The sequence below is a fragment of the Streptomyces albidicamelliae genome (assembly GCF_025642175.1).
Taxonomy (GTDB): domain Bacteria; phylum Actinomycetota; class Actinomycetes; order Streptomycetales; family Streptomycetaceae; genus Streptomyces; species Streptomyces albidocamelliae.
Map to the genome: position 1 here is coordinate 418,340 of NZ_CP106795.1, position 15,485 is coordinate 433,824.

Consider the following 15,485-nt stretch of genomic DNA (forward strand, 5'->3'; position numbering starts at 1 on the left):
CCTGGGCGTTCTGGAGGCCGGACGATGACTACGACCGAACCGCACAGCGGTGGCCACCCCGGCGACGAAGCCGGCGTGACGACCGGGTTCCTGGCCCGCAAGCTCGGAGTCTCCCCCACGACCCTGCGCTCCTGGGACCGCCGCTACGGGCTCGGCCCGGCGGCACGCGTGGAAGGACGCCACCGTCGCTGGTCGCCGGACGACGTGGCCATGATGCAGGACATGTGCCGGATGACCGCCGCCGGCGTGCCACCGGCCGAGGCGGCGAGGGTCGCGAGGCGACGCGCGGTGCCGGAGGGCACCGGTACGCCGCTCGGGTCCGCCGTGGAGCCCGGGCCGCCCGGAGAATCCGCGGCGGGACAGGCGTCGTCCCCGGAGCGCCCCTCCCCTGCCGGACGGCCGCCCGACGGCGGGCGGGTGTCCGAAGGTCACGGGAGCGGCGAAGGTTCCGGGAGCGGCGAAGTCTTGGAAGGGACCGGGGCGGGGCGCTCAGGCGGTGGGCTGCCGCTCGGCAGTGTGTGGCAGGAGTGCCGAGGTCTGGCACGGGCCGCGGTACGGCTGGACGCCGTGGCGGTGCAGGAACAACTGACCCGGGCCGTCACGACGTACGGGCTGATCACGGCCTGGGAGGAGATCCTGGCGCCCGCGCTGCACGCGGTGGGCCGCAAGTGGGAGTCGGCCGGTGACCAGTACGTCGAGGTCGAGCACCTGCTGTCCTGGCACGTCTCCGCGACGCTGCGGCACTGCTACGTCCGCTCGTCGCAGGCACCGGGTCGGAGCGGCGACGCGCTCCCCGTCGTACTGGCCTGTATGCCCGGGGAGTTGCACACCCTGCCGCTGGAGGCGCTGAGCGCCGTGCTGGCGGAGCGGGGGCTGCCCGTGCTCATGCTGGGCGGCGCCGTGCCGGCCGAGGCCCTCGTGGCCACCGTACGGCGGATCGGATCCACGGCGGTGGTCCTGTGGTCCCAGTCCCGGTCCACCGCGAGCCTGGCGCTGGCCCGCCATCTCGCGGCCACGCGGTGGGGTGTGCGCGGTGCCCGCACGCACACGGCCGTGCATGTCTGCGGACCGGGCTGGGGTGCCGCCAAGCACGAGACGCAGCTACGGCGCCCGCGGAGCCTGCGGGATGCGGTGACGGCGCTGGCCGGTGACGGGCCGTACGGTACGGCCTGACGCCTCGCGCGGGGGCTGTCCCGTGAGGCGGTGGTGCATCCGACCGCCCGAGTGCGGCGGAAATATGTACGACTTTCCGCTCCATCCCGTCGTGCGAGCCGGTCCGGCCCCGACGGGACGCGGGCCCACCCACCGCACCGGGAGTAACCATGATCGTCAAGAAGCTGCACGACGCCGGCGTCACGAGCGAGCACGCCTATCTGGCCGGGACCGCCTCCATCGGTCTGTCGCTCGTCTCCTGGCTCACCTCCAGCAGGACGGAGGACCTGGAGCGCGCCGACCGCTGGGGCATCTTCGTCGGCGAGTGGGCCCCGACGTTCTTCGCCCTGGGACTCGCGCTGGCCAACTACGAAGACCCGCGGCGTCCGGCCGCCTAGGGTGCCCGACCGAAGCTAACGCACCATCCTGGAGTGATCATGACCGAGTCACTGCGTCCTCCCGGTGAGACACCCCCCGTGGAAGGGTCGACGGCGGAGGCCCACCCCGAGCGGCCCGACGGCGGTATCTGGGAACACCCGCGCGTCTGGTTGTCCCTGATCGTGTTCGGCTGCCTGCTCGTCGCCGCGTTCTTCGTGGTTCGCGTCATCGACCTCTGAGCGCGGGTGCGGGCGGCGTCCGCGCCCGGGGTTTGGGAGACTGACCGCACGTCACCAGCGGTACGGAGAGCGAGGGTCGGTCGTGGAATTCCAACTGCGCGCGGAGTACGCGGAGGGCACGACGCCGCCACGGTCGGGCGAGGCCCGCGACACGACCTGGCACATGACGGAGGCGGGCGAGGCCCGTGCCCTGTGCGGCCGCGACCTCGACCCCGCTTCCGAGACCCGGCCCGCCGAGGCCTGGGGCACGGAGGCGGCCGAGTCCTTCTGCCGGAGCTGCGGCGCCCAGTATCTGCGGCAGGGGCAGTAGCGGTTCGGGTTCGTGGCGGGGGCGGGAGCGGGGTGCCGGGGTTCAGCGCACGTCGTGATTCCGCCCTCTTCACCATCTGCTGCCTCGGGCTTCTCACACTTGGGCCGGCAGGCCACACCAGCTGAGGTGTGAGTACAGGTACTCATGCCCGCGACCCGGTTCTTGGCAAGTCTGGCCCCATGACCACCTCTTCGGCGCCTCCCCACCCAGCTCTGCCGCGTGTGCTGGGCGCAGCTGCCACCGGGGCGATTCTGGCCACCGGCGCCCGGAGCTACCTCTCCTGGGCCAACCGCCGCAGCACTCGGACTTGCCGGGACAGCGACATCGCCTGCATCACCTGGTGGAACCTGACGGCACTGCCCCTCATCCTCACGGTCACCCTGCTCGTGCTCGCCGTCACCTACAAGCACCTGGACATAAGACCGAGGCTCGTCATCATCCCGTCGACGGTTCTCCTGGCCCCCATTCCCCTCGCCGTCGGCGCGGCGAGCGGGTGGTCGGCCGTCGCCCTCACCGGCGCCGCTTGGTCGGGGTGCCTGGCTCTCGCCGCCTGGAAGCGCTTCCGCGTTCCGGCGCTCATGGCGTCAACGGCGATATTCCTCGCTGCCATGATCGCCGCCTATCACTGACGCCCGCCGGCTGAAGCGGACGACCCTCGCCGGGCGGGGCGTTACATATGGCGCGTCAAACGAACCGCTCGACCTGCGGCCGTCACGGCATGTCGATGTCCCGGAGCGCGGCCTAGCTCAGGGCGCCGAGCCCGAAGTCGGACTCTCAGGGTGACGATGAGTGTCCCACAAGAGATGTCCGGACCTCTGTGGTGGGCTACCCCATGACGGCGCGGGCCGCGTCGAGAAACGCCGACCGATTGCCCTCCAGGTAGTCCCGCACGCTCTCGCCATCGGGCAAGCCTTCCCAGACGGTCCGGTTGAGGTCCAGGAAGTGTGCGTGTGCGGCGTCATGCACCGGTGGGGGGAACTGGATGCGGATGAGCCGGTCCGCGACCCAGAAGCGGTACATCACATCCCGGGTCGTGAGGTACCAGGTGTCGGTGTCTTCCCAGTCGGAAGGCCGGGTGTACGCGCAGCGTTCCGCCTCTGCCGACACTTCGATGAACCGCTCCAGCAGTGCCAGCCGCTCCGCGCGCCGGGTTTCCGACAACGCGATCTGCTGCCGTTGCCGTTCAGCGCGTTCCGCTGACCGCTGAGTCCTGTGCTGGACGAGGTAGGACAACATGCCGCCGAGCACAACGCCGCCCAACGATATGAGTGACACCCAGACCTGACCTGACATGACGATCATCGTCCCATGACGTCGGTCCTTGAGACGATCTCGCGCTGGCTGGTGTGATCACGGCGTCAAAGCCGTCCTGGACAACCCCGTTCACGGGCCTGAGCGCACGTCAGTTCTGCAACCTGATGAAAGCGCTGCGGCGGGAGGGTGTCGACCCGTACGCAAGGGCCGGCCGTGGGGTGCGCCACTCCAAGACCGGCCGTTGCCGGCGCCTCGTGCTCCAGGGCTTCGACACCGACCGCCGATTGCCCGACTCAGCCGCGGGGACGGGCGGAGGTCGCTTCCTGGGGGCCGGCCAGGATTCCCTGGGCGCGTTGCCTGCGGCGGGCGGCGAGGGACTCCTGTGCGGCCTCCCGCGCGTGCCGGCGGCGCCAGTACGGGTTGTCGTGCGGGAGCCCGCCCGACACCCGGCCGTACATGCCGAAGGTCGCGATGAGCAGGCCCATGGCGAAGGAGAAGAGGACGTTCGTCAGGCCGAAGTCGAGGATGTTCGCCGGCCGGTCGAGGATGAAGAGGTGGACGAAGCCGCTGAGCAGGAACAGCGCGCCGACCGTCATGTTGAGCGCCGAGGCGATGTTGCCCCCGATCACCGCGCCTGCGATCAGCAGTACCCCGAAGAGCACGGAGATCAGGCTCAGCAGTCCGTTGGTCGACATTCCGGCGACGTCGGTCCCGGCGGTGTCGAACGGGCGCAGTTCGTCGGCGAAGCCCAGACAGCCGAAGACCAGCAGGATCACTCCGCACAGTCCGGCGCCGTACCGGTAGACCGTTGCGAGCCTGTGGTCCACGGGCATCTCGTCGCGAAGCCTCATGACGCATCCTTCCCTACGGCGGACAGGGTCTGTGGCGGAGCGGTCACCCCGGATGTCGGGTACGCCCCACCGCCAGAGACAGTTCCGGTCGAATCCGGCGAAAGGATGCAGTCCTGATCGAATCAACGAGCGGTGCTCGTGCGGGGCTGCGCGAGGGAGGCGCCGCCCGCCTTGACCGCTTCCACGGCCGCCTGGTGCAGCTCGCGGCTGTGCTGCTCGGAGCCGCAGGGCAGCGGGCTCCCGGTGAGGGTGAACCAGTCCAGGGTGCCGGTGTACTGGACCTTCACCTGGGCCTCCTTGCCGTCCCACGTGGTGTGGACGGTCAGGTCGCCGGTGACGACCCCGGCCTCGTCGGTCAGTGCGCCGCCCCGGCCGGTGAAGACGCCGGGGGTGGTCCATGATGCCCAGACCATGACATCAGCCTCTCTGTGCGGGTGCCCGGCTCACGCCGGAGCCCGGTGGCTTCGGGCAGCGGCACTCCCCGTGCCGCTGGCGGCGACGGCGGAGGCGCCGTGCCCTTTCAGGCTCACCCGGCGGACCGCGCCTGTCATGTCGCCGAACGGCCTCTCCGGGGTCCGATGGCCCCCGGATCCGGGCGTGGCGGGCGATCCGTGTCGTCCGGCGCCCTGCCCGGTCAGCCGCTGCGCAGTGCCGCGAGGGTCGCGGCGAGGTCCGCCGGACGCGGGCGATTGTGGGGCAGCCTGCCCAGCAGGGCGGCCATACCGCAGGTGTCGGTGACCGCGGAGACGACGAGACCGCCCGCGATACCCGCGGAGAGGATCTGGAAGGCCGGGTGCACGAACAGCGCGAGCAGCAGGCCGAGGAGCACGGCCGCGCCGGCGGTGAGGCGCACCTGGCGCTCCATGCTCCAGCGGGCTCGGGTGTCACAGGCGACGGGCCGGTGCAGCTCGCGGCCCTCGCCGGCCCACGCGCCGGTGCCGCCGGCGAGGAGGCCGCCGGAACGTCCGCCTCGGCCAGGAGCTTGCGGGCGGTGTCCGAACGGGCCCCGGAGGCGCACACCAGCAGCAGCTCGCCGCGCTCGGCCGCCCGCCGGAGTTCCGGCAGGGCGGTCCGGATCCGGTCCAGCGGGATGTTGAGCGCGCCGGGCAGGTGTCCGGCGGCGTGCTCGCCGGGGGTTCGCACGTCGACGACGGTGAGTTCGGGGAGCCGGGCGGCGGCCTCGGCGGGGTCGAGGACGAGAGGGGTGGTCATGGCAGAGGTGATCCTTGCTGTTCGTCGCCGTCCCGAACCGGGACGTACAGTACCCCTAGGGGTATGTCTTGAGGAGTGATGGTGGAACTGGAGCTTGAGGGCGCGTCCCTGAAGGCAGTGCTGAACCGGTTGCGGCGGGCGCAGGGTCAGATCTCCGGTGTGATCCGGATGATCGAGGAGGGGCGGGACTGCGAGGACGTCATCACGCAGCTGGCGGCCGCCTCACGGGCCCTGGACCGAGCCGGTTTCGCGATCATCGCCACGGGACTGCAGCAGTGCGTGACCGACATCGAGTCCGGCCGGAAGAACGGTGAGGACACGGAGGCGATGCGCGCGCGGCTGGAGAAGCTCTTCCTGTCGCTGGCGTGAGGGAAGCGGGTCGCCGCTCCCTCACGTGATCGCGTCCACGAGCATGAAGCCGGCCACCGCCAGCAGGGCGAGGGCGAAGGCCCGCTGAAGGGTTCGGCCGGACAGCTTCGCGGACAGCCGCTTGCCGTCCCAGGCGCCCAGGACCGCCGCCCCGGCGAACGGCCCTACGACGGTCCAGTCCAGACCGTCGGCCGTACCGGCGCGCATGGTCAGGGCGGCCAGGGCGTTGACGGTGATGACGAGCAGGCTGGTGCCCACGGCCTCGCGCATCCGCATGCCGAGGACGTCGACCAGGGCCGGGACCGCGAGGAATCCGCCGCCCACGCCCAGGATGCCGGTGACCGCGCCGAGGCCCCCTCCGGCGGTCGCCGCCGGTCCCGGTCGTACGGCGACGACGTCGTCCGTCGCGGTGTGCGGCCGGAGCATCCGTATCGCTGCGGCCGCCGCGACCGCGGCGAAGGCGACGGTCAGCACGGCCGCCGGCAGATGTCCGGCGAGCGCGCCGCCCAGCAACGCCGGGCCGATGCCCGCCGCGGCGAACAGCAGTCCCGTACGCCAGCGGACGTGCCCTTCGCGCGCGTGGGCGGTGAGGGCGGTGGCCGAGGTGAGGGTGACGATGACGAGACTTGCCGTGGTGGCCGCCACGGGGGTGAATCCCAGCAGGTAGATCAGGGCGGGGACGGCGAGGACGCTGCCACCGCCGCCCAGCGCCCCGAGGGCCAGACCGATGACGGCTCCGCCGGCCAGGGCGAGGAACAGCGCGCTCATGCGACGGCCCCGTGCCCGCCCCGCGCGTCCACGACCGGCGGGCCGGCCCCGGCCCAGTCGCGCATACCGCCGATGACGTCGACGGCCTCGACGCCCCGGTCCCGCAGCAGCTCGGCGGCCCGGCGCGAGCGGTTGCCCGAGCGGCAGATCACCACGACGGACCGTGATCGCGCCGCCGCGGGCAGCCCGTCGCCGCCGGCGAGTGCCGAGAGGGGCAGGTGGACCGCGCCGGGGGCGTGCCCGGCCTGCCACTCGTGGGGTTCGCGTATGTCGAGCAGGACGGCGGTCCCGGTGTTTCCGCCCCGCGGGCTGCGCCCGAAGAGGCTCATGATGGTTCTCACTTCTGTGGATCTTGTCGGTGGGCAGTACGGCGGAAGGTGGCGGCCGTCGTCGGTGGTGGGGTGCGTGAACGTGAGGTGCGGGACCGCAGGCCGCCGGCGTGTGCGACCGTGCAGGACCGCGGGCCGCCAGCGGATGCGGACCGTACGGGGCCGCGGGCACTCAGCCGCGGGCCCTCAGCGCGTGCGGACGGTCAGCCCGGCCTTCTCGGCGGCGGCGAAGGAGTCGTCCACGGCGACGACGTCCCGTCCCGCGGCGTCCAGCAGCGAGGCGGCGATGGCGGCGCGCATACCGCCCGCGCAGTGCACCCACACCTGCCCGTCGGGGACCTCGTGCACGCGGCGGTGCAGGGAGTGGACGGGGATGTGCGCGGAACCCTCGATGAAGCCCGTGGACCGTTCCGCGGTCCGGCGGACGTCCAGGACGACGATGCCCTCGCGCGGGTGATCGGCGAGGTCGGCGAACGTGGCCCGCGGGAAAGCGGCCGGCGTCTCGCCGTCGCGTGTCCAGCTCGACGGCTCTCCGGTGGCCGCCGCGGCCGGGCGGTCGATGCCGACGCGGACCAGCTCGCGCTGGGCGGCCGCGAGTTGAGCGGCCGACTCGGCGAGCAGGGTCACCGGCTTGCCCCACGGGATCAGCCAGGCCAGGTAGGTGGCGAGCTGCCCCTCGGCCTCGAAGTTGAAGGAACCGGCGACGTGCCCCTCGGCGAACGCGACCCGGTTGCGCAGGTCGACCACCCACTCGCCGGCGGCCAGCCGGGCGGCGATGTCGTCGGCGTCGGCCGTGGGGGGCGTGGTCAGGTCGACGGGCGCGGACCCCTCGGCGTTGGCCGGAGCCATGTGGGCGTAGTAGGCGGGGGTGTCGTCCAGACCGGCGAGCAGGTCGGCGACGAAGGTGTCCACGTCCCGGGTGAGTGCCTCGTTGGAGGTCTTCTCCCTGCCGATCGTGGTGGCCTCGCCCGCGGCCCGGCCGGAGGAGCAGAAGCTGCCGAACCCGTGGGTGGGCAGCACCGCCGTGTCGTCCGGCAGCTCGGCCGCCAGGCGGTGCGCGGACGCGTGCTGGGCCCTGGCGAGATCGTGCGTCAGGCGCGGTTCGACCAGGTCGGGCCGGCCGACGGTGCCGACGAGCAGCGAGCCGCCGGTGAACACGGCGACGGCCGTCCCGTCCTCCTCCAGCGCGTACGAGGTGTGGTGCGGGGTGTGGCCGGGCGTCACCAGCGCCCGCAGCACGAGGCCGGCGGCGGCGTCGATCTCATGGCGTTCCCCGTCGTGGACGGGTGTGTGCCGGTGGGCGACCCGGGCCGCGGCGGGCACGAGGTAGGCGGCGCCGGTGACGCGGGCCAGTTCCGGGCCGCCGGTGACGTAGTCGTTGTGGACATGGGTCTCGACGACGTGGGATATCCGCACCCCGCGCCGAGCCGCCGCCGCGATCACCTGGTCGATGTCACGCGGCGGGTCGACGGCCACGGCCGTCCGCTCACCGCCGGCCAGGTAGCTGCGGTTGCCGAGTCCGGCCAGCTCGATCGTGTCGACGAAGAACACGCGTCTCTCCTTCCCTGAGAAATTACCCCCCGGGGTATGTGTCGACCGTAGCATGAGTACCCCCGGGGGTATTTTTGATAGCGGTCGGCAGGGACCTCCGGACAACTGCGAGGTGCTCGGAAGCGGCTAGCGGCTCCGGAGCATGGGCCGAAGAGCCCCCGACCGGGTCCGGGCGGCCCGTGGTGCCAGGGCGAGCGGACCCGCACCCTGAGACCACAACCGCACGAAGGGAGCCGGTGCGATGACCTCCGCCACCACCATGACGACCGCTCTCGAGCTGGTGCACCGCGAACAGCTGATGCGCCTCGCCCGCGAGGTCTCCTTCGACGCCGGTACCCGTCTGTTCGAGGAGGGCCGCCGCGCGAACCGCTTCTGGATCGTGCGCACCGGCACCGTCGCCCTCGACCTGCACGTGCCCGGACGGAGGCCCGCCGTCATAGACACCCTCGGCCACGGCGAACTGGTCGGCTGGTCCTGGCACTTCCCGCCGTGCATCTGGCACCTGGGCGCCGAGACGATGAGCCCCGTACGGGCCTGGGAGTTCGACGCGGACGAGGTACGCGCCCTGTGCTCGGCGGACGCCGAGTTCGGCCGGTCCATCGCCGTCTGGGTGGGACGCGTAATCGCCCAGCGACTGCACGCCTCGCGCGTCCGGCTGCTCGATCTCTACGCCCCGTACGGCAGCGGAGACCCGGCCTGAGCGCACGTCCGACCGGCCCGGGAAGGCGAGGGCGCTCGGCCCGACAGCGCCGGGACACGCGGCCACGAGAGTGCGAGGAGGACAGGATGGACGGCAGTCCGCACCGGGTCGGTGACGTGATGACGCGTGCCGCCGTGGCGGTGGGCCGCAGGGCCCTGTTCAAGGACATCGTCGAGCGCATGTACCAGTGGCAGGTCAGCGCGCTGCCGGTGCTGGAGGGCGACGGCCGGGTGATCGGGGTGGTCTCGGAGGCGGACCTGCTGCCCAAGGAGGAGTTCCGGGACAGCGACCCTGACCGCCTCACACAACTGCGGCGGCTGCCCGACCTCGCCAAGGCCGGCGCCGCCTGCGCCGAGGAGTTGATGACCGCACCGGCCGTCACCGTCCACGCGGACGCCGGTCTCGCCGAGGCCGCGCGCATCATGGCCCTCCGACACGTCAAACGGCTGCCCGTGGTGAACGCGGAAGGCATGCTCGAAGGCGTGGTCAGCCGTGGTGACCTGCTGAAGGTGTTCCTGCGCCCGGACGACGAACTCGCCGACGAGATCCGCCGGGACATCCTCGACGTCCTCTTCCCCGCACCGGTCGAACCCGTGCACGTCGTGGTGACCGACGGCGTGGTCGTCCTGACCGGGCGCGTCGAGGACGCTGCCCGCGTTCCGCTGGCCACGCGTCTCGTCCGGGGCGTGGAGGGCGTCGTGGGCGTGGAGTGTCATCTCACCGCCGAGGACGTCGGCTGACGCCCCGCTCCCCCAACGCCGGTCTCCGGCGGTCGCCCCCTCCGGTCGGACCGTACGCGACCCACTGAATGGGACCGGCTACCGGTACCGGACCGGGCCCGGCCCGCTGCTGCCGGCCTTCGGCGCCGGCTACCGGTGCCGTACCGGGGTGGACCGCTACGGATCCGGCAGGTCCGGGTCCAGATCCGGGCGCCGGGGCGGCCCGGTCAGCGCGCACCGCACGTCCACCACCCCGGGCACGGCCCGCGTGAGGTGCGCGGCGAGGGGAACCAGCGCCGTTTCCCGGACCCGGCCGGTGAGCGTGACCGCGCCTTCGCTCACCTCGACCCGCACCCTTGCCGCGTGCGCGCCGAAGAGCCGGTCCACGACCTCGCGACGGACGTCCTCCGCGATGTCGGCGTCGTCCCGCAGGAAGACCTTCAGCAGGTCGGACCGGCTGACGATGCCCTTCAGCACCCCGTCGTGGTCCACGACCGGCAGCCGCTTGACCCCGCTGCGGGCCATGACCCGCGCCGCGTGCGCGAGGGTGGAGTCCGGCGCCGCGGTGACGGCGGGCGCGGTCATCAGGTCGCCCGCGGTCACGGCCATCGCCTTGCGGACGTCGGCGAGACGCCGTACCCGCTCGTACGGGTCGAGACCGCCCTCGCTGTACTCCTCCTTCGGCAGCAGATCGGCCTCGGAGACCACGCCCACGACCCGGGCGCCGTCGTCGAGGACCGGCAGGGCGCTGACCCCCCACTCCTGCATGGTGCGCACGATCTCCTTGAACGCCGCTCCCGTGCGCAGGGCGACCACCCGGTGGGTCATCACGTCGTCCACGACGGTCGGGGTGCCGGTCATGGCTTCCTCCCAGGAGCTGGATGCCGTTCTGCCACACCTCCAGGCTGCGCCGGCCGGTCGTCGCGGGGCATGGGCCGAGTGGCCCGTCCCGCGGGCCCTTCGACCGGCTCGGCGGTGCCCTGGCGCCCTCCGCCGGACCACGGGGTACGACGCCCCCGGCTAGGGTCTGTCGTTTGGATCAGGCCGGTCTGGCCCACGGTGCCTTGTCGGCCGACCCGAGCGGGGCGTGGTGCGTGCAGCTGCAAGGCGGAGGAGGGCGGCGACGCGGAGCGTCGACAACCGACGACAACGCCGCAGATGCGCGTGCCACGCCCCGCGACGCCGGCGTGATCCAAACGACAGGCCCTAGGCGTCGGGCAGGGGAACCCGCCAGCGCAGGGTGGCCCCACCCGCGTCCGGACGGGACGTGTCGAAGTGCCCGCCCAGCTGTTCCGCCCGCTCGGCCATGTTGCGCAGCCCGCTGCGCCGGCCGCCGGGCGGAATGCCCACGCCGTCGTCCGACACCGTCAGCGACACCTCCCGGCCGCCGGCCGTCAGGACGACCTGGGCCCGGCCGGCGTGCGCGTGACGGGCGATGTTGGTGAGTGCCTCGGACAGGACGGCCACGACGTGGTCGGCGATCTCGCGTGGGACATCGGTGTCCAGCAGGCCCTCCATGCGCACACTGGGCGGGAATCCGAGCACGGGTGTCTCCTCCCCCACCACGCGCATGACCCGGGCCCGCAGCCCGTCGTCGGCTCCCGGCGTGCGGGAGCGCAGCCCGAAGATGGCCGACCTGATGATCTTGATGGTCTCGTCCAGGTCGTCCACGGCCCGCAGCACCCGCTCGGCGGCCTCCGGGTGCTCGATGAAACGTCCCGCGCTCTGCAGGGTCATGCCCGTGGCGAACAACCGCTGGATGGCCAGGTCGTGCAGGTCCCGGGCGATACGGTCGCGGTCCTGGAGCACCGCGATCTGCTCGGCGTCCTCCCGTCGGTCGGCCAGCTCCATCGCGATGGCGGCCTGGGCCGCGAACCCCTGCAACATCTCGGTCTCCTTGCCCGAGAACACCGGCCGCCCGGCTTCCCGCGCCACCAGCACCACGCCCCGGGCACCGCCTTCCCCGGTGCCGATGGGCACGGCGACGGCAGGGCCCAGCCCTTCGAAGCGCGGCGGCTCCGGGGAGACACGCTCGTCCCGCTGCACGTCCTCGGAGGCGACCGGCGCGGCGGCGGCGAACGCGAGGCCCATCAGCGTGCCGGAACTGGGCAGCACCAGTCCGCGATGCGCGTCCGCGTCCATGCCGACGGCGATCTCCACGCTGAGGGACGCCTCCGCGCCCAGCGGGATCGCCACCGCCGCCAGCGCCGAGCCCATGAGCTCGCGGGCTCGTTCGGCGATCAGCTTCAGGGCCTCGGCTCGTCCGCTGCCGGACATCAGACTGTGGCTGATCTCGGCGTTCGCCAGCAGCCGGCGCTCGCGCAGCCGCGAGTCCTCGTACAGCCGGGCGTTGTCGATGGCCACGCCCGCCGCCACGGCCAGCGTCGACAGCACCGACTCGTCCTCCTCGTCGAACTGCGCGCCGCCCCGCTTCTCGGTCAGGTAGAGGTTGCCGTAGACCTGGTCACGGACCCGGATCGGCACGCCCAGGAAGGTGTTCATGGGCGGATGGTGGGCGGGGAAGCCGTAGGAGGCCGGGTGCTGCGCGATCTTCTCCAGCCGGAGGGGCGCCGGGTGCCGGATGACCTCGCCGAGGATGCCGTGTCCCTCCGGGAAGGGGCCGATCTCGGCGATCCTCGCCTCGCTCACGCCCACGGTGTGGAAGGCCGACAGGGATCGTCCGTCGGGGCCGATGACGCCCAGGGCGCCGTACTCGGCGTCGACGAGCACGGCGGCCGCCTCCACGATGGAGTGCAGTGCCTGTTCGAGGTCCAGTTCCCGGCCGACGGAGAGCACCGCCTCCAGCAGGCTGTGCACCCTCTTCTGCGTGCCCCTGGCCGCGTTGATCCGGGCCTGCAGTTCCTCCAGCAACTCGTCCAGCTTGAGCTGCGGCAGCCGAACGCGGGACTCCTCCGGGTGTGCCACCACGTGCCTCCGTGTCCCCTCGCGCGCGAAGGGTGGACTGTCGGGGTCACTGCCACAGTAGCCTTCGCCGGTGGTGTCCGGCAGCGCGGCCGCCCCGAGCGGGACCCGCCGGTCCGGCCCGGCCGCCCCGTCGGCGGGACGTACGGCCCCCCATCAGGTCCGACCGGCACTGGAGGGCGCGTGCGCCGTGGACGACAGTGAGGTCAGGAGCGGCGCCGATCCCCCGCGGTGTCGCTCCGCCCGCAGCACGCCTCGGTCTCCGCGACCGGGCCCCGGCAGGGCAGCTCGCGGAGCAACGGGCGCTGCCGGCCGGACAGTTGCCCCCCTCCTGGAGAAGCAGGCCATGACTCCTCACCACGACCCGGTGCGCCGGCGTATCGACCTCGACTCCGCCGAGGCGCTGCGGTTGCTGGGCAGCGTGTCCCTGGGGAGGATCGTCTTCACCCGGCAGGCCCTGCCCACCGTCCGCCCCGTCAACCACGTGCTGGACGGCGGGGACATCGTCATCCGCACCCATGAGGGCGCGGCACTGACGGCACACGCTCAGGAGGCCGACGGCGCGGGCGTCGTCGTGGCGTACGAGGCCGACGTCATCGACCCCGACACACATCTCGGCTGGAGCGTGGTCGTCACCGGTTACGCCCGCCTGGTGACCGATCCGTCCGAACTGGCCCGCATCCAGGCACTGTTGCAGCCCTGGGTCCCCTCCGAGGGCATGGACCAGGCGGTGCGCATCCGCCCCGAGCTGGTCGCCGGGGTCCGCCTGGCGGGGGCCGGCGAGACCGCGCCGGCCCCCGGCTGACACCCGGCGGGTGCCGCGTCCAGGTGCCCCGCGCGTCCACGGTGCGGCCGTACGAGTGCCGGACGGTCGCGTCCTCGTACCACCGCGCTCACACGGTGATCCGGCGCCCCGAGACGACGTCGGGCTCGATCCGGATCCACACCTCGCGCACACCGCCCGCCCACGGCCTGCTGTGTGCCCGTTCGGCGTAGCGGCGCCGTCGCTCGGGGTCCGTCACGGTGCGCGCGACCCCGCGTACCAGGACGCTCCAGCCCTGGCTGAAGGCGTCGTCGATACGGTCGACCTCGAAGGCCACCCGGCGGCCGTCGGCCGGCGCTGCGGGAGAGCCCGCCGCGGTCCGGAACACGATCGCCCCGTCCACGACGCTGTAGTTGACCGGCAGTATCTCCGGCCCCGAGCCGGTGGGGACCGCGAGCCTTCCCACTCCGTGCGAACCCAGGAGCGCCTGGCACTCGGCCGCGCTCAGCTCGGTGAGGCGGGGTTCGCGGGCCGCGCGTCCGGAGCCGGGCGGTGTGTCGAGGGCGCCGCCGGTCAGCTCGGTGACGGTGGTCTCCAGCGCGTCGGCCAGCCGGTGCAGCACCCCGGTGCCGGGGGCGGCGCCGGGGTGCTCCTCCAGGTAGCGGAGGTAGCCGGCGTCCATGCCGGCCCGTGCGGCGGTCTGCCCGCGCGTCAGGCCGAGGCGGGCGCGCCGGGTGGCCAGGCGGCGGCCCAGGTCGCCGAGGGGCGCCTCCGTCGTCGTGTGCGCGCTCGTCCGTTCGGTCATGGCCGTCACGCTCCTTCTCGATCAGGCCGCGGGAACGGCCACTTCCGCGTGCTGCACCGGACCGAGCACGACTTTCAGCGCCCCGGTGTCCGCGGCCCCGGCGAAGACCTCGTAGGCCTCCTCCATGTGGTCCAGCGGGAAGGTGTGGGTGACGAGTTGCCCGGTCGGCAGCCGCCCCGCGGCGGCCATCCGGAGCAGGGTGGGGGTGGAGTAGGTGTCCACCAGGCCGGTGGTGATGGTCACGTTCCTGATCCACAGCTCCTCGAGGTGGAGCGTGGCCGGTCCGCCGTGGACACCGACATTGGCGACGTGGCCGCCGGGCCGGACCATACGGGTGCACAGTTCGAAGCTCTCCGGCACACCGACCGCCTCGATCACCACGTCGGCGCCGAGACCGCCGGTCAGATCGGCGACCAGCTGGCCGGGGTCCTCGTGCGCGTCCGCCACGGCGTCGGCGCCCAGGCGATGGGCGGCCGCCAGCCGGGCCGGGGCCAGGTCGACGGAGATGATCCGTTCGGGCGCGAACAGACGTGCCGTGGCGATGGCCGCGAGTCCGATGGGGCCCGCCCCGACGATGGCCACGGTGTCCCCGGGACGCACCTGCCCGTTGAGCACACCCACCTCGTACGACGTCGGGAAGATGTCGGCGAGCAGGACGGCGTCCTGACCGGGCACGGAGGCGGACAGGGGGTGGACGGAGAGGTCGGCGTGCGGCACCCGGACGTACTCGGCCTGGGTGCCGTCGACGAGGTGGCCGAGGATCCAGCCCCCGCCGCCACGGCACTGGCCGTAGGAGCCGTCCCGGCAGAACCGGCACCGTCCGCACGAGGTGATGCAGGAGACCAGCACCCGGTCGCCGGGGCGTACGGTCCGCACGTCGCCGCCGACCTCGACGATCTCACCGACGGCTTCGTGGCCGAGGACTGTGCCGGGGCGGACCTCGGGGACGTCGCCCTTGAGGATGTGGAGGTCCGTTCCGCAGATGGTCACGGCGCCGACCTGCACGATCGCGTCGGTGGGTTCCTTGACGGCCGGATCCGGGACGTCCTGCCAGGACGCCTGTCCGGGACCGTGGAAGACGAAGCCTTTCATGCTGTTCCTCACCCTGTTCCGGTGTGCTGTCCATGGTCGGCGGGACGGGTGCGGGACCGTCACGGCGCCGG

19 protein-coding genes and 2 pseudogenes are annotated in these 15,485 nt (G+C 72.8%); 10 read left to right on the forward strand and 11 right to left on the reverse strand.

The features are described from left to right. Nucleotides 1-24: 24 nt before the first annotated feature. From N8I86_RS02025 to N8I86_RS02045, 5 genes are all read left to right on the forward strand, one after another. On the forward strand, nucleotides 25-1,173 hold the full coding sequence (locus N8I86_RS02025) for a MerR family transcriptional regulator (RefSeq protein WP_263276903.1): 1,149 nt from the start codon (nucleotides 25-27) through the stop codon (nucleotides 1,171-1,173). Between the two features lie 149 nt (nucleotides 1,174-1,322). Next, on the forward strand, nucleotides 1,323-1,550 hold the full coding sequence (locus N8I86_RS02030) for a hypothetical protein (RefSeq protein ID WP_073896095.1): 228 nt from the start codon (nucleotides 1,323-1,325) through the stop codon (nucleotides 1,548-1,550). 39 nt (nucleotides 1,551-1,589) lie between these two features. Continuing rightward, nucleotides 1,590-1,769 carry a DUF6480 family protein gene (locus tag N8I86_RS02035; protein ID WP_073896093.1) on the forward strand — a complete coding sequence of 60 codons (180 nt, stop codon included), beginning with the start codon at nucleotides 1,590-1,592 and terminating at the stop codon, nucleotides 1,767-1,769. A gap of 82 nt (nucleotides 1,770-1,851) precedes the next feature. Further along, nucleotides 1,852-2,079, forward strand: coding sequence for a hypothetical protein (locus N8I86_RS02040; RefSeq protein WP_263276904.1), 228 nt, complete (start codon nucleotides 1,852-1,854; stop codon nucleotides 2,077-2,079). A 179-nt stretch (nucleotides 2,080-2,258) separates the two neighbouring features. Continuing rightward, complete coding sequence (locus tag N8I86_RS02045; RefSeq protein WP_263276905.1) at nucleotides 2,259-2,708, forward strand: hypothetical protein; 450 nt, start codon at nucleotides 2,259-2,261, stop codon at nucleotides 2,706-2,708. Between the two features lie 196 nt (nucleotides 2,709-2,904). Here the strand turns inward: N8I86_RS02045 and N8I86_RS02050 are convergent, their stop codons facing one another. After that, nucleotides 2,905-3,381 (reverse strand): hypothetical protein, encoded by a 477-nt coding sequence (locus N8I86_RS02050; protein ID WP_263276906.1) that lies wholly within the window; start codon nucleotides 3,379-3,381, stop codon nucleotides 2,905-2,907. A gap of 35 nt (nucleotides 3,382-3,416) precedes the next feature. On the opposite strand from N8I86_RS02050, the pseudogene N8I86_RS02055 reads away from it, so the two are divergent. Continuing rightward, nucleotides 3,417-3,577 (forward strand): annotated as a pseudogene (locus N8I86_RS02055) (IS5/IS1182 family transposase); the annotation flags it as partial. Nucleotides 3,578-3,626: 49 nt separating this feature from the next. Here the strand turns inward: N8I86_RS02055 and N8I86_RS02060 are convergent. The 3 genes and pseudogenes from N8I86_RS02060 to N8I86_RS02070 form a co-directional block, all read right to left on the reverse strand. Further along, nucleotides 3,627-4,184 carry a DUF4383 domain-containing protein gene (locus N8I86_RS02060; protein ID WP_073896087.1) on the reverse strand — a complete coding sequence of 186 codons (558 nt, stop codon included), beginning with the start codon at nucleotides 4,182-4,184 and terminating at the stop codon, nucleotides 3,627-3,629. A gap of 122 nt (nucleotides 4,185-4,306) precedes the next feature. Then, nucleotides 4,307-4,597 carry a hypothetical protein gene (locus N8I86_RS02065; RefSeq protein ID WP_073896085.1) on the reverse strand — a complete coding sequence of 97 codons (291 nt, stop codon included), beginning with the start codon at nucleotides 4,595-4,597 and terminating at the stop codon, nucleotides 4,307-4,309. 221 nt (nucleotides 4,598-4,818) lie between these two features. Beyond that, nucleotides 4,819-5,396 (reverse strand): annotated as a pseudogene (locus N8I86_RS02070) (rhodanese-like domain-containing protein). Nucleotides 5,397-5,477: 81 nt separating this feature from the next. On the opposite strand from N8I86_RS02070, the gene N8I86_RS02075 reads away from it, so the two are divergent. After that, complete coding sequence (locus N8I86_RS02075) at nucleotides 5,478-5,765, forward strand: metal-sensitive transcriptional regulator (protein WP_073896789.1); 288 nt, start codon at nucleotides 5,478-5,480, stop codon at nucleotides 5,763-5,765. A gap of 21 nt (nucleotides 5,766-5,786) precedes the next feature. On the opposite strand, the gene N8I86_RS02080 is transcribed toward N8I86_RS02075, so the two are convergent. The 3 genes from N8I86_RS02080 to N8I86_RS02090 all read right to left on the reverse strand — a co-directional run bounded on the left by N8I86_RS02080 (nucleotide 5,787) and on the right by N8I86_RS02090 (nucleotide 8,413). Continuing rightward, nucleotides 5,787-6,533, reverse strand: a complete 747-nt coding sequence (locus tag N8I86_RS02080) for a sulfite exporter TauE/SafE family protein (protein WP_263276907.1) — start codon at nucleotides 6,531-6,533, stop codon at nucleotides 5,787-5,789. Beyond that, nucleotides 6,530-6,862: a rhodanese-like domain-containing protein gene (locus N8I86_RS02085; RefSeq protein ID WP_263276908.1), complete on the reverse strand. Its 333-nt coding sequence runs from the start codon at nucleotides 6,860-6,862 to the stop codon at nucleotides 6,530-6,532. Before N8I86_RS02085 ends, N8I86_RS02080 begins: the two co-directional genes overlap by 4 nt. 186 nt (nucleotides 6,863-7,048) lie before the next feature. Continuing rightward, nucleotides 7,049-8,413, reverse strand: a complete 1,365-nt coding sequence (locus N8I86_RS02090; RefSeq protein ID WP_263276909.1) for an MBL fold metallo-hydrolase — start codon at nucleotides 8,411-8,413, stop codon at nucleotides 7,049-7,051. A gap of 241 nt (nucleotides 8,414-8,654) precedes the next feature. On the opposite strand from N8I86_RS02090, the gene N8I86_RS02095 reads away from it, so the two are divergent. Both N8I86_RS02095 and N8I86_RS02100 read left to right on the forward strand, forming a co-directional pair. Then, complete coding sequence (locus N8I86_RS02095; RefSeq protein ID WP_263276910.1) at nucleotides 8,655-9,113, forward strand: cyclic nucleotide-binding domain-containing protein; 459 nt, start codon at nucleotides 8,655-8,657, stop codon at nucleotides 9,111-9,113. Nucleotides 9,114-9,199: 86 nt separating this feature from the next. Continuing rightward, complete coding sequence (locus N8I86_RS02100) at nucleotides 9,200-9,853, forward strand: CBS domain-containing protein (protein WP_263276911.1); 654 nt, start codon at nucleotides 9,200-9,202, stop codon at nucleotides 9,851-9,853. A gap of 156 nt (nucleotides 9,854-10,009) precedes the next feature. On the opposite strand, the gene N8I86_RS02105 is transcribed toward N8I86_RS02100, so the two are convergent. Next, nucleotides 10,010-10,693: a CBS domain-containing protein gene (locus N8I86_RS02105; protein ID WP_263276912.1), complete on the reverse strand. Its 684-nt coding sequence runs from the start codon at nucleotides 10,691-10,693 to the stop codon at nucleotides 10,010-10,012. Nucleotides 10,694-11,038: 345 nt separating this feature from the next. After that, complete coding sequence (locus N8I86_RS02110) at nucleotides 11,039-12,757, reverse strand: GAF domain-containing sensor histidine kinase (RefSeq protein ID WP_073896786.1); 1,719 nt, start codon at nucleotides 12,755-12,757, stop codon at nucleotides 11,039-11,041. Nucleotides 12,758-13,100: 343 nt separating this feature from the next. Between N8I86_RS02110 and N8I86_RS02115 the strand changes: the two genes are divergently transcribed. Further along, nucleotides 13,101-13,559 (forward strand): pyridoxamine 5'-phosphate oxidase family protein, encoded by a 459-nt coding sequence (locus N8I86_RS02115; protein ID WP_263276913.1) that lies wholly within the window; start codon nucleotides 13,101-13,103, stop codon nucleotides 13,557-13,559. Between the two features lie 88 nt (nucleotides 13,560-13,647). On the opposite strand, the gene N8I86_RS02120 is transcribed toward N8I86_RS02115, so the two are convergent. Continuing rightward, nucleotides 13,648-14,322 carry a helix-turn-helix domain-containing protein gene (locus N8I86_RS02120; RefSeq protein WP_073896066.1) on the reverse strand — a complete coding sequence of 225 codons (675 nt, stop codon included), beginning with the start codon at nucleotides 14,320-14,322 and terminating at the stop codon, nucleotides 13,648-13,650. Nucleotides 14,323-14,343: 21 nt separating this feature from the next. Next, the gene (locus tag N8I86_RS02125) at nucleotides 14,344-15,414 is read right to left on the reverse strand and encodes a zinc-dependent alcohol dehydrogenase family protein (RefSeq protein ID WP_263276914.1); all 1,071 of its coding nucleotides are present in this window, start codon (nucleotides 15,412-15,414) and stop codon (nucleotides 14,344-14,346) included. Nucleotides 15,415-15,485 lie beyond the last annotated feature (71 nt).

Bases quoted from the DNA above. Each gene is read 5' to 3' on its own strand.
- N8I86_RS02025 (WP_263276903.1), top strand. From the start codon at position 25: ATGACTACGACCGAACCGCACAGCGGTGGCCACCCCGGCGACGAAGCC.
- N8I86_RS02030 (WP_073896095.1), top strand. From the start codon at position 1,323: ATGATCGTCAAGAAGCTGCACGACGCCGGCGTCACGAGCGAGCACGCC.
- N8I86_RS02035 (WP_073896093.1), top strand. From the start codon at position 1,590: ATGACCGAGTCACTGCGTCCTCCCGGTGAGACACCCCCCGTGGAAGGG.
- N8I86_RS02045 (WP_263276905.1), top strand. From the start codon at position 2,259: ATGACCACCTCTTCGGCGCCTCCCCACCCAGCTCTGCCGCGTGTGCTG.
- N8I86_RS02050 (WP_263276906.1), bottom strand. From the start codon at position 3,381: ATGATCGTCATGTCAGGTCAGGTCTGGGTGTCACTCATATCGTTGGGC.
- N8I86_RS02060 (WP_073896087.1), bottom strand. From the start codon at position 4,184: ATGAGGCTTCGCGACGAGATGCCCGTGGACCACAGGCTCGCAACGGTC.
- N8I86_RS02065 (WP_073896085.1), bottom strand. From the start codon at position 4,597: ATGGTCTGGGCATCATGGACCACCCCCGGCGTCTTCACCGGCCGGGGC.
- N8I86_RS02080 (WP_263276907.1), bottom strand. From the start codon at position 6,533: ATGAGCGCGCTGTTCCTCGCCCTGGCCGGCGGAGCCGTCATCGGTCTG.
- N8I86_RS02085 (WP_263276908.1), bottom strand. From the start codon at position 6,862: ATGAGCCTCTTCGGGCGCAGCCCGCGGGGCGGAAACACCGGGACCGCC.
- N8I86_RS02095 (WP_263276910.1), top strand. From the start codon at position 8,655: ATGACCTCCGCCACCACCATGACGACCGCTCTCGAGCTGGTGCACCGC.
- N8I86_RS02100 (WP_263276911.1), top strand. From the start codon at position 9,200: ATGGACGGCAGTCCGCACCGGGTCGGTGACGTGATGACGCGTGCCGCC.
- N8I86_RS02105 (WP_263276912.1), bottom strand. From the start codon at position 10,693: ATGACCGGCACCCCGACCGTCGTGGACGACGTGATGACCCACCGGGTG.
- N8I86_RS02115 (WP_263276913.1), top strand. From the start codon at position 13,101: ATGACTCCTCACCACGACCCGGTGCGCCGGCGTATCGACCTCGACTCC.
- N8I86_RS02120 (WP_073896066.1), bottom strand. From the start codon at position 14,322: ATGACCGAACGGACGAGCGCGCACACGACGACGGAGGCGCCCCTCGGC.
- N8I86_RS02125 (WP_263276914.1), bottom strand. From the start codon at position 15,414: ATGAAAGGCTTCGTCTTCCACGGTCCCGGACAGGCGTCCTGGCAGGAC.